At 53.9% G+C, this 14,733-nt stretch carries 11 protein-coding genes; 6 read left to right on the forward strand and 5 right to left on the reverse strand.

All coding sequences use genetic code 11. From position 1 onward, the window contains the following. Positions 1-12: 12 nt before the first annotated feature. On the forward strand, positions 13-1,098 hold the full coding sequence (alr, locus tag CKQ53_RS02220; RefSeq protein ID WP_094118404.1) for an alanine racemase: 1,086 nt from the start codon (positions 13-15) through the stop codon (positions 1,096-1,098). Between the two features lie 129 nt (positions 1,099-1,227). On the opposite strand, the gene CKQ53_RS02225 is transcribed toward alr, so the two are convergent. Both CKQ53_RS02225 and CKQ53_RS02230 read right to left on the reverse strand, forming a co-directional pair. After that, entirely contained in the window at positions 1,228-1,479 is a 252-nt protein-coding gene (locus CKQ53_RS02225) for a YdgH/BhsA/McbA family protein (RefSeq protein ID WP_094118403.1), read from the reverse strand. 240 nt (positions 1,480-1,719) lie between these two features. Continuing rightward, positions 1,720-2,484, reverse strand: a complete 765-nt coding sequence (locus CKQ53_RS02230) for a transporter substrate-binding domain-containing protein (protein ID WP_085651094.1) — start codon at positions 2,482-2,484, stop codon at positions 1,720-1,722. A gap of 322 nt (positions 2,485-2,806) precedes the next feature. Here CKQ53_RS02230 and CKQ53_RS02235 point away from each other — a divergent pair, with 322 nt between their 5' ends. From CKQ53_RS02235 to CKQ53_RS02245, 3 genes are all read left to right on the forward strand, one after another. After that, entirely contained in the window at positions 2,807-3,274 is a 468-nt protein-coding gene (locus tag CKQ53_RS02235; protein ID WP_094118402.1) for an Lrp/AsnC family transcriptional regulator, read from the forward strand. Between the two features lie 258 nt (positions 3,275-3,532). Further along, complete coding sequence (locus CKQ53_RS02240; RefSeq protein WP_094118401.1) at positions 3,533-4,147, forward strand: YitT family protein; 615 nt, start codon at positions 3,533-3,535, stop codon at positions 4,145-4,147. A 62-nt stretch (positions 4,148-4,209) separates the two neighbouring features. Next, positions 4,210-5,403, forward strand: coding sequence for an amino acid aminotransferase (locus CKQ53_RS02245; protein WP_118894604.1), 1,194 nt, complete (start codon positions 4,210-4,212; stop codon positions 5,401-5,403). 178 nt (positions 5,404-5,581) lie between these two features. On the opposite strand, the gene CKQ53_RS02250 is transcribed toward CKQ53_RS02245, so the two are convergent. After that, a complete protein-coding gene (locus tag CKQ53_RS02250) occupies positions 5,582-7,273 on the reverse strand; it encodes a methyl-accepting chemotaxis protein (RefSeq protein WP_094118400.1) in 1,692 nt (563 codons plus the stop codon). 1,412 nt (positions 7,274-8,685) lie between these two features. On the opposite strand from CKQ53_RS02250, the gene CKQ53_RS02255 reads away from it, so the two are divergent. Continuing rightward, a complete protein-coding gene (locus tag CKQ53_RS02255; RefSeq protein ID WP_244200992.1) occupies positions 8,686-10,062 on the forward strand; it encodes a sensor domain-containing diguanylate cyclase in 1,377 nt (458 codons plus the stop codon). Positions 10,063-10,084: 22 nt separating this feature from the next. Here the strand turns inward: CKQ53_RS02255 and CKQ53_RS02260 are convergent, their stop codons facing one another. After that, positions 10,085-10,504, reverse strand: coding sequence for a secondary thiamine-phosphate synthase enzyme YjbQ (locus CKQ53_RS02260; protein WP_085652927.1), 420 nt, complete (start codon positions 10,502-10,504; stop codon positions 10,085-10,087). Between the two features lie 82 nt (positions 10,505-10,586). Continuing rightward, a complete protein-coding gene (uvrA, locus tag CKQ53_RS02265) occupies positions 10,587-13,418 on the reverse strand; it encodes an excinuclease ABC subunit UvrA (RefSeq protein ID WP_118894606.1) in 2,832 nt (943 codons plus the stop codon). Between the two features lie 234 nt (positions 13,419-13,652). Here uvrA and ssb1 point away from each other — a divergent pair, with 234 nt between their 5' ends. Then, positions 13,653-14,198 carry a single-stranded DNA-binding protein SSB1 gene (gene ssb1 / locus CKQ53_RS02270; protein ID WP_094100823.1) on the forward strand — a complete coding sequence of 182 codons (546 nt, stop codon included), beginning with the start codon at positions 13,653-13,655 and terminating at the stop codon, positions 14,196-14,198. Positions 14,199-14,733 lie beyond the last annotated feature (535 nt).

Below are 14,733 nucleotides of genomic sequence, written 5' to 3' on the forward strand. Positions count from 1 at the left end.
AAGGGAACGAGCATGCAAACGGCAACCGCCGTCATTAATCGCCGCGCTCTGCGACATAATCTGCAAGTCATCCGCCAGCGTGCGCCGAATAGCCGCCTGGTGGCCATCGTCAAAGCCAATGCCTACGGGCATGGCGCGCTGGAAACCGCCCGTACGCTGAGCGACGCCGATGCGTTCGGCGTCGCCCGCCTCAGCGAAGCTCTGGCCCTGCGCGACGCGGGTATCACTCACCCTATTTTGCTGCTGGAAGGTTTTTTCTCCGCGGAAGATCTGCCTGTGCTGGCGGCCAACGGGCTGGAAACTGCGGTCCACAGCATTGAACAGTTGGAAGCGCTGGAGCAGGCGACGCTGGCGCGTCCATTGACGGTCTGGATGAAGCTGGATACGGGCATGCACCGTCTCGGCGTCCGTCCGGATCAGGCAGACGCTTTCTGGCAACGCCTGTCTCGTTGCCACAATGTGGTGCAACCGGTGAACATCATGAGCCATTTTTGCCGTGCAGATGAGCCAGACGTCGACGTCACCGAGCGTCAGCTGGCGACGTTCGACGCCGTCGCGGCGGGTAAGCCGGGAGCGCAATCCATCGCCGCCTCCGGCGGCATTTTGCTGTGGCCGCAGTCACACCGCGACCAGATTCGTCCCGGCATTATTCTCTACGGTGTCTCCCCACTCAATGGCGACAACGCCGCCCGCTGGGGACTACAGCCTGCAATGCGCCTCGTTTCCCACCTGATTGCCGTGCGCGAACACCAGTCCGGTGAGCCCGTCGGCTACGGCAGCGCCTGGACCAGCACGCGTAATACGCGACTCGGCGTCGTCGCCATGGGCTATGGGGACGGCTATCCCCGTTGCGCGAAAAGCGGCACGCCGGTGTGGATCAATGGACGTAACGTCCCGCTGGCGGGTCGGGTCTCTATGGATATGATCACGGTGGATCTGGGGCCGGACGCGCAGGATCGGGTCGGCGATGAAGTCGAGCTGTGGGGAAAACATTTGCCAGTCGAAAGCGTGGCCGCGATGAATGACGTGAGCGCCTATGAGCTGCTGACGCGCCTGACGTCCCGCACTCATATCGCTTATACGGATGAGCCGTTCTAAATATTGATCGTCCCGACGCAGACGTAAAAAAGGCCCGCAATCACATTGCGGGCCTTTTTATCGGGTGTCTTATCATCGATAGGTTTCATGAGCAGCCAACCTTATGAAGAAGATGCCCCACAGAAAAAATTAGTTATAAAGTTCAGCGACACCGCGGATATGGTTGCTGCTGTCCATCGTGGAGATGATGCGGAATGACTTCGCACCCGAGGCATCAGCCGCGGAAGACAGGTTGGATTGAAGATCGCTCAGGTTTCTTGCTTTGGCGGATACGCTGCCGATGGACGAATCCTGAGACTGGTTGACTTCGGTCGCGGCTAACGTGGCGAATGAAGCGGTAGAAAGTACCACAGCGGCGATAACGGTATTGAGCATTTTCATAAAATATCCTTCACATGATTATTAGGAAGACGATGTCTGTCTTCGATGTGGATAATCATAGTCCAGTTACGGCGCTGTTAAAATTGGGTTAATTTGGTGACTACGTTCAAAAAATATGAACAAAAAAAGCACCGATAGATAAAATATTGTTCCTTTTAGCTATCGATGCGATCGCGTGAAATCTGGTTAAGTGAGGCTATTTTAGCCTAAATCACCTAATACTTACCCATTAATGGATTATTACTTTGTTACGGAAAGCCATCTCCCCATAATCTGCTGGTGCTCTCCGGTGGATTTTGTCAAGTGCAGCCATTGGTCCACATACTGTTTCCAGCTTGAGTCATCCCGCGGCAGTAAAAAGGCTTTTTCTCCATACTGCAACGGATGCTCCGGATTGACCGCACACAGCGAGGGATAGTGTTTCTGCTGGTACAACGCCTCCGAGGCTTCGGTAATCATGACGTCGGCTTTACCGTCCGCCAGCTGCTGGAAGATCGTGACGTTATCGTGCAGCATCAGCTGCGCATGAGGCAAATGAGCGTGCGCAAACGCCTCATTGGTGCCGCCGGCAGGTTCAATCAAACGCACGGACGGACGGTTGATTTGGTCGATCGTCTGATACTTCGCTTTGTCTTCGCAACGCACCAGCGGGATTTTGCCATCCACGTCGATTCGGTTCGTAAAGAACGCTTTTTTCTGTCGCTCCAGTGTCACGGAAATGCCGCCAACGGCGATATCACACTGCCCTGCCAGAAAGTCGGGCATCAGCGTTTTCCAGGTCGTTTTCACCCAGGCGACCTTCACCCCGAGGCTGGCGGCCAGCGAGTGCGCCATATCGATATCGATCCCTTCGTATTCGCCGTCTTCTCGCAGCAAGCTGTAAGGCTTGTAATCGCCGGTGGTACAGACTCTCAGCACGCCCTGCTGCTGCACGCTATCCAGATGGGATGCGGCGCTTGCGGCGCCGGAAGCCAGCAACAGAGTCAGCGGGAACCATTTCTTCATTCATTTCACCCTTACTATTGACGTTGAGCGACGTCGTGCTTGCGCCGACGTGATAATTTTTCACTCTTTATGACACATCCCGACAGGCGCACCAACAGTTAGAGCGCAATCCACTATCCTGCGCTTTCAAACTCAGCGTCCTTGGCATAATGCTCCAGATTTTCGCCCGAAAACCGCTCGTGGATCGCATGCCGATTCCCGCATTACAGCGCGCTTAATACGCGTTGTCGTTCAGACGCCTCTCGCCGGGACGGCCGCAGGGTTTCCGAGCGGTAAAAACCTGTTAGTCTGTAAGACCGTCTTTTGCCCGGTAAACATCGCCATGTACAACATTGATGACTTTGACCTGAAAATTCTGACGCTACTGCAGTCCAACGGCCGACTGACCAATCAGGAGCTCAGCGAGCTGGTCGGGCTGTCCGCATCGCAGTGCTCGCGTCGTCGCATTGCTCTTGAACACGCACAGCTGATTTTGGGCTATCACGCCCGCTTGGCGCCGGACGCGATGGGGCTGGAAACGCTGGGATTGATCGAAGTACGCCTCATCAATCACACCCCGGAATGCGTGGACAGCTTCCACCAAATGCTGGGCGAAGTGGATGCCATCATCGACGCCTATAAAACGACCGGCGACGCCGACTACCTGCTGAAAGTCGCGGTGGCTGATCTGCCCGGGCTGAGCGAACTGATCAGTCATATCCTGTCGCAGAACAAGAGCGTGGCGCACCTGAAAACCTCGGTGGTCCTCAATCGTCTTAAGGAAAATGGGCTGATGGCGGCAACGGTCTGATTGCCCCAAATTGGGGCATAAGGCTTTATTATGGTGCACATGGATCAGTCAGATTACGCACCAGTGAAGGATATTTCTCACACCCCAACGAAAAAAACCTCATTTAACGCGCGTTTCGTGCAAAATTAACCCTCCGCGATTTCAATACGTTAGCCTTGAAACTGTTTGCAGATCACCCAGACTACTCCGGACTGGCGTAGCCTGGTGCGCTTTTTGCTTCCTATTCTCTATCGTTCAATCAACTAACGTACTGTTCTTATGGATAGTGTCATCAGCCACGACGATCTGTCGCACACCCCCATAGAGGATATGATCGCGCTCCTTATCGGTACACTTATGGTGTCTTTTGGCGTCGTGCTGCTGCGCCAGTCCGGCGCCCTGACCGGGGGAACCGCAGGCATGGCCTTTTTGCTGCACTATGTGCTTCATCTCTCATTCGGCGTCGCGTTCTTCCTGATCAACCTGCCGTTTTACTATCTGGCGATCCGCCGTATGGGCTGGCGTTTTACGCTCAAGACCTTCTGCGCTGTCGCGCTGGTCTCGGTATTTTCCGACCTGCACGGACACTTCATCCATATCGACCGGCTGGATCCTTTTTATGCGACGCTGTTCGGCAATGTGATTATGGGGTTGGGATTTATCGTCTTGTTCCGCCACAAAGCCAGCCTGGGCGGCGTGAATATTCTTGCGCTTTATCTACAGGATAAAAGTGGAATCAGGGCCGGGAAATTTCAAATGGTAGTGGATGTGATTATTGTGCTGGCGTCGTTGTTCGTGGTAAGCATACCCATGCTGGTTGCCTCTATCATGGGAGCAACCATCCTGAATCTGATTATTGCCATGAATCACCGCCCCGGACGCTACGCGGTGTAACGTCTTAGGACTATCGGCATTATCACTACGCGAGATATCGACTAATCCAGGAGTATGTGACTGTGTTTCAACATGTTGACGCCTATGCGGGCGATCCCATTCTGTCGCTGATGGAACAATTTAAACAGGACCCCCGAGCCGATAAAGTCAACCTCAGCATCGGGCTGTACTACGACGAGCACGCGGTGATCCCCCAGTTGAAAGCGGTCAGCGCCGCACAGGCTCAACTGACGGATCAGTTCAAACATGCGAGCAGCTACCTGCCGATGGAAGGATTGGCGTCTTATCGCAGCGCGATTCAGCGGCTGCTGTTTGGCGATCACCACCCCGCGCTGAGCGCCGGGCGCATCGCCACGATCCAGACTGTAGGCGGCTCAGGCGCGCTGAAAGTCGGCGCCGATTTTCTGAAGCGCTATTTTCCTGATTCTGAAGTCTGGGTCAGCGACCCGACCTGGGAAAACCATATCGCCATCTTCTCCGGCGCTGGCTTCCAGGTTCATACCTACCCTTACTTCGACAACGACAGCCGCGGCGTGAACTTCCAGGGCATGCTCGACGCGCTGAAACAGCTGCCAGCACAAAGCATCGTTCTGTTGCATCCCTGCTGCCACAATCCGACCGGCGCGGATTTGACCCATGCGCAATGGGATCAAATGATTGAAGTGCTGCTGTCACGCAAGCTGATCCCTTTCCTGGATATCGCCTATCAGGGATTTGGCGCTGGCATGGACGACGATGCTTACGCCATCCGCGCCATCGCGGGCTCCGGCTTGCCTGCGCTGGTGAGCAATTCGTTTTCGAAAATTTTCTCGCTATACAGCGAACGCGTCGGCGGGCTGTCCGTCATTTGTGAAGACCGTCAGGCCGCAGAGCGCGTATTGGGTCAGTTGAAAGCCACGGTGCGCCGCAACTACTCCAGCCCGCCGAACTTCGGCGGACAGCTGGTTTCTCACGTGCTCAACGATGAAACGCTGAACGCCGAATGGCATGCCGAGGTGACGGCGATGCGTCAACGTATCTCGGAGATGCGTCAAACGTTGGTGGATGCGCTGAAGCAAGCCCTGCCCGATCGTAATTTCGACTACCTGCTGACGCAACGTGGAATGTTCAGCTACACGGGTTTTAGCCCTGAACAAGTGGATCGGCTGCGCGAGGAGTTCGGCGTTTACCTCATCGCCAGCGGTCGCGTTTGTATGGCCGGACTTAATCACAGCAATGTACAAAGGGTTGCCGCGGCATTCGCCGCCGTGCAATAACATCGTTTGCTCATACTGCCTGCCGGCATCAAACGGCAGGCTTTTTTTTGGGCTTTTTTTGAGATTTGTTCAGGCGGGACGACGGCCGCCGAAGTTCAGCGACCGCCGGAGGGACATGCAGATATCCGCCGAGGCGGATATCTGGGGCCGACGGCAATGCGCCGCCAGCCGTGACGTTTTAGAACGACGTCCAGTCTTCAGAGCTGGCGGCAGCCGTCGCTGGCAGCGTTTTTTCCTGCTTAACCGCTTTCGCTACGGGCAGCGCGCTCGCCGCGGACGCCTGTGGCTGCTGACGGCCGCTTGTGGCGACAAAGCTGTGGCTCAATTTGAAGGTGCTCACCGCATCGGTCAGCATCGTCGCCTGCGACTGCAGAGACAGCGCCGCCGAGGCGGACTCTTCCACCAGCGCGGCGTTCTGCTGCGTTGTGGAGTCAATCTGGCCGACCGCGATGTTGATCTGGTTGATGCCATCGCTCTGCTCGCCGCTGGCCTGAGAGATTTCGCTGATGATCTCGTTCACGTCCTGCACATGCGTGGTCAGGCTGGACATGTTGTCTTCTGCGGAGTCCACAAGCTGCATGCCTTCCTGGATTTTGCTGACGGAGTCGTCGATCAGTTCTTTGATCTCTTTCGCCGCCGTGGCACTGCGTTGCGCCAGAGAACGAACTTCACCCGCAACCACCGCAAAACCTCTGCCCTGCTCGCCGGCACGCGCCGCTTCCACCGCCGCGTTCAGCGCCAGAATGTTGGTCTGGAAGGCAATACCGTCGATCACACCGATGATTTCCGCCATACGCTGGGACGAGTCGCGAATACCGCGCATTTTGTGCGTCACAGACAGCATAACGTCGCTGCTCTGCTTCGCCGCGGTAGAAGCCTGATCGGCAATACTGGTCGCATGGCGGGTATTTTCTGCGGTATTGGTGATGGTCGACGTCAGCTCTTCCATAGAAGACGCCGTCTGTTCCAGAGAGCTCGCCTGCTCTTCCGTACGTGCGGACAGATCCTGGTTGCCGGCCGCAATCTGTGACGCCGCAGAGGAGATACTTTCCGCGCCGTCGCGCACCTGACCGACAATCTGGCTTAGGCTGACGTTCATGTGTTCCAACGAACGCAGCAGTTGGCCCATTTCATCTTTGCCTGAAGACGGCACTTCAGAGGTCAGATCGCCTTTGGCCACGCTTTCGGCCAGATCCAGCGCCTGACGGATGGGATAAGTAATGCTGCCGGTCAACACCCGGGCAATCACGACCACTAACACCACGCAGGAGGCCAAAATACCCAGCAGCAACCAACGCGTGAAGTTATAGGTGTCTTCCATTTGGTGCATCGTGTTGCCCATGGCATCGTCCTGATGGTCGATGAGCGAGGCCACGGCTGCGCGGTACTGGCTTTGAATAACATCCAGATGGGTATTGAATTCAATGGTCGCCCCCGCCGTATCGCCCGCTTTGATTCGGTCGATGATATTTCTTCCCGAGATCAGGAATTCGCCGCGGATCGCATGGATGTTATCCATAATGCGCTTGGAACCCTCATCGTTCAGCTGTTCGGCGTTTTTGTCGATATCCTGCATCAACGCGGTGATTTTCTTCGCCTGATCGGCAATCTCGTTCATGACGACGCGACTTTTTTCTTCATCCTGCACCAGAAGGAGTTTCTGATACGCGAGGACAACGGCGTTGACGTTATCAATCAAGTTATTCGATTGTACCGTCTGCGGATAAATATCCGTTACGATGCCGCGCGCATCTTCGTGAAAGTCCGACAGTCTGGAAATAGAGACGAAACTGACGATGCAAATCATTAACACTAAAACGGCAAATCCGGCGGCAAGCCGATAGCCTATTTTCCAATCAGATAAACGCATAATCTTGTTCCCTTTTTTATACAAAAATGAAAAACCATAACAGTAAAAACCAGAGTGAATATTTTCTGACTAAATAATCACTAACATGAATCACATTGCGCAGTGACAACATGAAAGACCGTGGGAGATGTCTATTTTCACAGCGCAAAATCAGCGCTCCTCACGAATGACGGAGAGTTAAGCGAGATGACGAAACGGGGAAAAAACAAAAAGCCTATCCCAGCAGGCGTTATTGACTCGGCGAGGCTGACACGGGCGACGCAGAAAAAACGTCTGGCATTTTGTGTCGACGACATCCGGTCAACCTGTGCGAGCACAATACTCATCCGACACGTAGGCGAAATACGTGGGATAACGAGTACTTTCTCAAACCACTGCGGCCAGAGAACTCGACCTATATGGGATAGGCTCTAAGCCCATTGACTGATGACCTGACGTTTATTCAACAGTGACGCCATGTAAAAACGGTGCGCCACGACAACGCACCGCCGACAGCATCTTTCATGCTAAATTTTCATGACCGCCATCAAGCAATGGGATAATTCCCCCGATATCGCGCTACCGACAAAACGGAAGAGAGCCGAATTAACCGTGCCGAATTTAAAACAGAGTGGAAAATACCAGAGGAAATTTTGGATAAATGACAACGATTATCGCCGCGTTAATTATCCCAATGACCTCCAACGAGCCCTGCCAACAACACAGTCGTGTGTGCTCTTCATCGGCCACAAATGCCACAACTTTACATATTAATCGCCATCTTTACACATAACCGCAAGCTCACTGCCTGCAAAGTCTACTATTTAGACAAAGGGCTATTACACAAAAACACCCAAAACCCATCACCACAATCGCATCATTTCTTATCATTTTGTCTCACCGCTGCAATCTGGGATGACGAAAAAAAGAGAAACCGGTTACCATTTAGATAATAAATTTTATTTAATGCCCCTCCTTATAATAAAAGACAAGATACTTTTTTTACTCCTATAAGAATTAATGACACCATCCATTCATAAATAATAAAAATTATTATTACCACTAACTTTTTGGATATTTTTTTGCTATTTTCACGTAATAAGTTTTAATTAGAAATAACACCAGAAACTCTAAACCCTATAAAAATAGTTCGCACGCTAACACAATGACTTTGTGATTACCTCCACCATGATAAAGTTTTAAAAACCGGTTGGAACTGGATGAAAATAAAGAAGATATTTCAGATCAATTTGCGGGGGCTAATTCTATCCATCTCAATAGCAAGCATGTTGGTCACACTGACAAATGGTTATCTCTCTATCTATAACGTCTATAAAGAGTTGTTCGCTAATCAGTTAGCCAAAATCAATATAGATTATTCCTCACGTCTGGCCGCGAGCGTGGAGAACGTATTATCTATTTCAAAAAAACAGATGACTTACAGCGCACGCTTCATCTCAAAATATTTTCCTGACACCAGCCAAATTCAGGAAGAGACCGATCGTATCTTTCAATTAAGCCAAAATTTTAATTCGGTCATTATCGTCGATAATAATAACAATCTGGTCGCGTTCTCCCCGGATAGTAATGTGCAGGAGGTCAATAAACTGGTCGCAGATACCAGCCTCTCTCCCCTCCAACCCGACAACGTCGCCGCCAGTCTCCCCTATAAAACCAACGAAAACGACTACGCGATCGCCTTGTCAGCGCCCATAGTCAGTGAACAAGGCGTACACCTGGGAGATATTCGCGGCGCCATTCATCTGACCAAATTGCGCATCATGGATGAATTCACACCGCTCAATAACGACAGATCAATGGTTTATATTATTGATAATGAAGGGAATACCATCTATCACTACAACAACAAAGTCCCGTTAGGCGAGCACATTAACGATCAACAATTGAAGAAAGCCACCGCCAGTCAGGACACCGGTTCTTTCATGATGCCCGACGAACAAAGCAATCTGGTATTGGCCGGCTTCGCCAAAGTGCATAAAACGGGTTGGACCGTCATCACCCTGCAATCCTCCGCCGTGACGGACAAAGCCTTGAATAACGTGATGTACAGCGTGCTGAAAGAAGCTACCCCGGTCGCCCTGCTGACACTGTTGGTCTTGATGATCTTCGCCGTCTTCATCGCCCGGCCGCTGCGCCAGCTGGCAATGACGGCTAGCCGAATGAGCGAACAGGGTGCAATCAGCCAGATTCGCGCGGTGCCCTCTTGGTATGTGGAAGCCGCTCAGCTCAAGGATGCGATTTTGCTTGGCACCATGATGCTGCATAAACGCATTGGTCGCCTCAGTTCGGAGGCGCATACCGATCCGCTGACGGGACTGTTAAACCGTCGGGGACTTCAGGAAGGGTTGGAAATGGTCATGCTGGAAAAGAAATCGGTGTCGGTCGTGGTGATTGATATTGATAACTTCAAGCAGGTCAACGACACCTATGGCCACGACATCGGCGACGAGGTTATCCGCCAGCTTGGCCAACAGATCCGCAGCAACGCCCGCAAGATGGATATTATGTGTCGAACCGGCGGAGAGGAGTTCTTGATGCTCTTGCCCGGGACAGATATCCATATCGCTTCCATCATCGCCGAACGCCTGCGTAAGAGCGTGGAGCGCATGATCTTCCCCATGTGCCGCCACGTGACCGTGTCGTTAGGCGTAACGTCCTTTACGCCGAAACAGTGTCCGCTAGACATGGCGGTCAAGACCGCCGACAACGCCTTATACAAGGCAAAAAATACCGGTAGGAATCGCGTGGTGGTGGAGTATATCGCTAGCGGAAGCATTGCCCCGCTCTAAAGAAGACGGCGGCCCTGCATGGCTATTCGCCCTGCAGCGTCAGCACCAGCGAACGACTCCCGCCGTGATTACGGTGTTCACACAGGTAAATGCCCTGCCATATCCCTATATTCAGGCTACCGTCGCTGACCGGTAACAGCACGCTGCTGCCCAGCAGGCTGGACTTGAGATGCGCGGGCATATCGTCGCTGCCTTCATCGCAGTGAAGGTAGTCATGCTCATTTTCCGGCACCAGTCGGTTGAAAGCGCTTTCAAAATCCTGACGCACCGTGGGATCGGCATTTTCATTCAGCGTTAACGCCGCGGAAGTGTGCTTGATGAACACCTGCAACAGCCCAATCCGCAGCTGTCTGATTTCAGGTATCGCCGCAAGGACGTCGCGGGTGATCAGATGAAAGCCGCGGCTTTTTGGCTTCAGAACGACGTCTCGTTGCATCCACATATGCAGCCTCTCTAGCATGGCAGACGGGTTCGTCCGTGCGGACGATTTCTCCACGCGGACGAACGGTTCAGACAACGCGCGTTTAGTCTCGCGCCAGTAGTGGTTTGAGGAAACGCGCGGTGTGCGAAGCTTTGCACTCCGCCACGGTTTCCGGCGTGCCGCTAACCAGTATTTCACCGCCGCCGCTGCCGCCTTCCGGTCCTAAATCCACAATCCAGTCGGCGGTTTTAATCACATCCAGATTATGCTCGATGACGACAATGGTATTGCCCTGATCGCGCAGCTGATGCAGTACCGCCAGCAGCTGTTGGATATCGGCGAAATGCAGCCCGGTGGTCGGTTCATCCAGAATGTACAGCGTTTGGCCTGTGCCGCGCTTGGACAGTTCACGCGCCAGCTTGACGCGTTGCGCCTCGCCGCCCGACAGCGTCGTGGCCGACTGGCCCAAACGGATGTAGGACAAGCCGACATCGATCAGCGTTTGCAACTTACGCGCCAGCGCCGGAATGGCGTCGAAGAATTCACGGGCGTCCTCAATCGTCATATCCAGCACTTCGTGAATGCTTTTGCCTTTGTATTTAATCTCCAGCGTTTCACGATTGTAGCGATGGCCCTTGCACTGATCGCACGGCACGTAAATATCCGGCAGGAAGTGCATCTCGACCTTGATGACGCCGTCGCCCTGGCACGCTTCGCAGCGGCCGCCCCGCACGTTAAAGCTGAAACGACCAGGGTTATAACCACGGGTACGTGATTCCGGCACGCCGGCGAACAGCTCACGAATCGGCGTGAACACGCCGGTGTACGTCGCCGGGTTGGAGCGCGGCGTACGCCCGATCGGGCTTTGATCGATATCGATCACTTTGTCGAAGTGATCCAATCCCTGAATATCGCGATACGGCGCGGATTCAGCGATGGTGGCGCCATTCAACTGCCGCTGAGCCAGCGGGAACAGCGTATCGTTGATCAGCGTAGACTTGCCCGAACCGGACACCCCGGTGATGCAGGTAAACAATCCTACCGGCAGCGTCAGCGTCACATCTTTGAGGTTGTTGCCTTTGGCGCCGATCAATTTCAGTACCTTGGTGGGGTCGGCCGGTACGCGTTCAGCCGGCACCTCAATTTTTCGCTGACCGCTGAGGAACTGCCCGGTCAGGGATTCGGGAACGGCCATAATCTGGTCGACGGTGCCTTCGGCGATCACCTCGCCGCCATGCACCCCGGCGCCGGGACCGATATCAATCACGTGATCGGCGGCGCGGATCGCATCCTCATCATGCTCAACCACGATCACCGTATTGCCGAGGTCGCGCAGGTGGATCAACGTTTCCAACAGACGTTCGTTGTCCCGTTGATGCAGACCGATGGACGGCTCGTCCAGCACGTACATTACGCCGACCAGCCCCGCGCCAATCTGGCTCGCCAACCGGATACGCTGCGCCTCGCCGCCGGACAGCGTTTCCGCCGAGCGGGAAAGCGACAGATAATTCAGACCCACGTTCACCAGGAAGCGCAGCCGATCGCCGATTTCTTTCAACACTTTTTCGGCAATCTTCGCCCGCTGACCGCTCAGCTCAATATTCTGGAAAAAACTCAACGCCTGACCGATGCTCATGTCGGAAATGTGCGGCAGCGTGGTCTCGGCCACGTAGACGTGGCGAGCCTCTTCGCGCAGGCGGGTACCGTGGCAGCTGGCGCAGGAGCGGTTGCTGATAAACTTCGCCAGCTCTTCGCGCACCGCCGTTGATTCCGTTTCTTTATAGCGACGCTCCATATTGTGCAGCACCCCTTCGAACGGGTGTCGTCGCACCGAAGTATCGCCGCGGTCGTTAATGTATTTGAATTCGATGTTCTGTTTGCCGGAACCGTACAGCACGACCTTTTGAATGTCCGCGCTCAGGCTGTTGAACGGTGCGTCGACATCAAACTCGTAGTGTTCCGCCAGCGATCGCAACATCTGGAAGTAGTAAAAATTGCGGCGATCCCATCCGCGAATCGCCCCGCCCGCCAGAGAGAGTTCCTGGTTTTGGATGACGCGGGACGGATCGAAAAATTGTTGCACGCCTAACCCATCGCAAGTCGGGCACGCGCCGGCGGGGTTGTTGAAGGAGAACATGCGCGGTTCCATCTCATGCATGCTGTAGCCGCAGATTGGACAGGCAAAGTTGGCGGAGAACAGCAGTTCGGCCACACTGCTGTCATCCATGTCGGCAACGACGGCGCTGCCGCCGGACAGCTCCAGCGCGGTTTCGAACGACTCCGCCAACCGCTGGGCCAGATCGCTGCGGACCTTGAAGCGGTCAACGACGACCTCGATGGTGTGCTTCTTCTGCAGCTCCAGCTTCGGCGGATCGGACAGGTCGCACACCTCGCCGTCGATTCGGGCGCGGATGTAACCCTGCGTCGCCAGATTCTCCAGCGTTTTGGTATGCTCGCCCTTGCGATCTTTTACGATCGGCGCCAGCAGCATCAGCCGCTTGTCTTCCGGCTGCGCCAGCACGTTATCCACCATCTGACTCACGGTCTGCGCATCCAGCGGAACGTTGTGTTCCGGACAGCGCGGCTCACCGACGCGGGCATACAGCAGGCGCAGGTAGTCATGAATTTCAGTGATGGTGCCGACGGTCGAACGCGGGTTATGCGACGTCGACTTCTGTTCAATGGAAATAGCCGGCGACAACCCTTCGATATGATCGACGTCCGGTTTTTCCATCAGGGACAAAAACTGCCGGGCATACGCTGACAGAGATTCTACGTAACGTCGCTGCCCCTCGGCGTAGAGGGTGTCAAAAGCCAGCGATGACTTTCCGGATCCGGATAATCCCGTGACCACAATCAGCTTATCGCGAGGGATTATCAGATTGATATTCTTGAGATTATGAGTACGGGCACCACGAACTTCGATATTATCCATTCACATACTTCCCGTCATTGACGCTGTTTTGCATCCCTCACACAGAGAGAAATCCAGTACGAAACCAATGATTATGGCATAAATAAAACTGAATGGATAACCAGTGGTGGTTGTCAATTAACCGCGTAAAGGAAAAAATTATGCGGCGCGCATCGCGAGTATTATAAGGCGGTGTAGCATGCTAGAATTCATCGTTTAGACTATTTAAAAATTGATCCATCAGGAGACACCCACATGGCCAGCAGAGGCGTTAATAAAGTCATTCTTCTCGGGAATCTCGGACAAGACCCGGAAGTTCGTTACATGCCGAATGGCGGCGCAGTAGCCAACATTACCCTGGCCACGTCCGAAAGCTGGCGCGATAAGCAAACCGGCGAGCAGAAAGAAAAAACCGAGTGGCACCGCGTTGTGCTGTTCGGCAAACTGGCTGAAGTCGCCGGAGAATACCTGCGCAAGGGTTCTCAGGTTTATATCGAAGGCCAGCTGCAGACGCGTAAATGGCAGGATCAAAGCGGCACCGACCGTTACACGACGGAAGTCGTCGTCAATATCGGCGGCACCATGCAGATGCTCGGCGGCCGTTCAGGCGGCGGCGCACCGGCGGGCGCGCCTGCAGGCGGCAACAACCAGCAGCAGGGCGGCTGGGGTCAGCCTCAGCAGCCGCAGGCGAACAACCAGTTCAGTGGCGGCGGACAGGCAGCGCGCCCGCAGCAGAATACCGCTCCGGCAGCGCCGAACAATGAACCGCCGATGGATTTCGACGACGATATCCCGTTCTGATTTGAACCCGACTCATTCGTTAAAAAATCCACTAAAAAACCCCGAGATATCGGGGTTTTTTAGTGCGTGGAGTTTAGAAAATCATTTACCAGTAGGCATCACCGAAAACACCTAGATGCCGCCTGACAGGCGATAAGAATACATATTCAGGCAAATGGACTCCGCGCCTCTTGCGTTGGCCTCCTCCACCACAATCAATACTATCGGTCATTTGACCTGAATGTGAAACAGCCAGCAGAATATCTCCCGGCAACTTTAGCGATGCGCTCATTAGCTATTTATGGCTGCCGCTGATCGCATAAGGAAATACACCCAATTTTAGTGGCTTGTGATTGAAATCCCCATAGACGACGCCAAAACCCCCACAGCCCGCGAGAATGATTTTCGCCCCTTACGGGGAAGGTAATCGGCAGCGGTGCAAGGGATTCTATGACACGACAGCTTATCGCTTCCAAACTGTCTTATAGGAAAAAAATAGAATTGAATGATGTGATCTCAATGACTTTATTAGTATAAAGATCCGCGTCATGTATAA

It is taken from the genome of Lonsdalea britannica, assembly GCF_003515985.1.
Taxonomy (GTDB): Bacteria; Pseudomonadota; Gammaproteobacteria; order Enterobacterales; family Enterobacteriaceae; genus Lonsdalea; species Lonsdalea britannica.

What these genes read in the sequence shown, in the direction of transcription:
- uvrA (WP_118894606.1), bottom strand. Translation starts at nt 13,418, where the DNA reads ATGGATAATATCGAAGTTCGTGGTGCCCGTACTCATAATCTCAAGAAT.
- CKQ53_RS02225 (WP_094118403.1), bottom strand. Translation starts at nt 1,479, where the DNA reads ATGAAAATGCTCAATACCGTTATCGCCGCTGTGGTACTTTCTACCGCT.
- CKQ53_RS02250 (WP_094118400.1), bottom strand. Translation starts at nt 7,273, where the DNA reads ATGCGTTTATCTGATTGGAAAATAGGCTATCGGCTTGCCGCCGGATTT.
- CKQ53_RS02260 (WP_085652927.1), bottom strand. Translation starts at nt 10,504, where the DNA reads ATGTGGATGCAACGAGACGTCGTTCTGAAGCCAAAAAGCCGCGGCTTT.
- alr (WP_094118404.1), top strand. Translation starts at nt 13, where the DNA reads ATGCAAACGGCAACCGCCGTCATTAATCGCCGCGCTCTGCGACATAAT.
- CKQ53_RS02230 (WP_085651094.1), bottom strand. Translation starts at nt 2,484, where the DNA reads ATGAAGAAATGGTTCCCGCTGACTCTGTTGCTGGCTTCCGGCGCCGCA.
- ssb1 (WP_094100823.1), top strand. Translation starts at nt 13,653, where the DNA reads ATGGCCAGCAGAGGCGTTAATAAAGTCATTCTTCTCGGGAATCTCGGA.
- CKQ53_RS02240 (WP_094118401.1), top strand. Translation starts at nt 3,533, where the DNA reads ATGGATAGTGTCATCAGCCACGACGATCTGTCGCACACCCCCATAGAG.
- CKQ53_RS02235 (WP_094118402.1), top strand. Translation starts at nt 2,807, where the DNA reads ATGTACAACATTGATGACTTTGACCTGAAAATTCTGACGCTACTGCAG.
- CKQ53_RS02255 (WP_244200992.1), top strand. Translation starts at nt 8,686, where the DNA reads ATGACTTACAGCGCACGCTTCATCTCAAAATATTTTCCTGACACCAGC.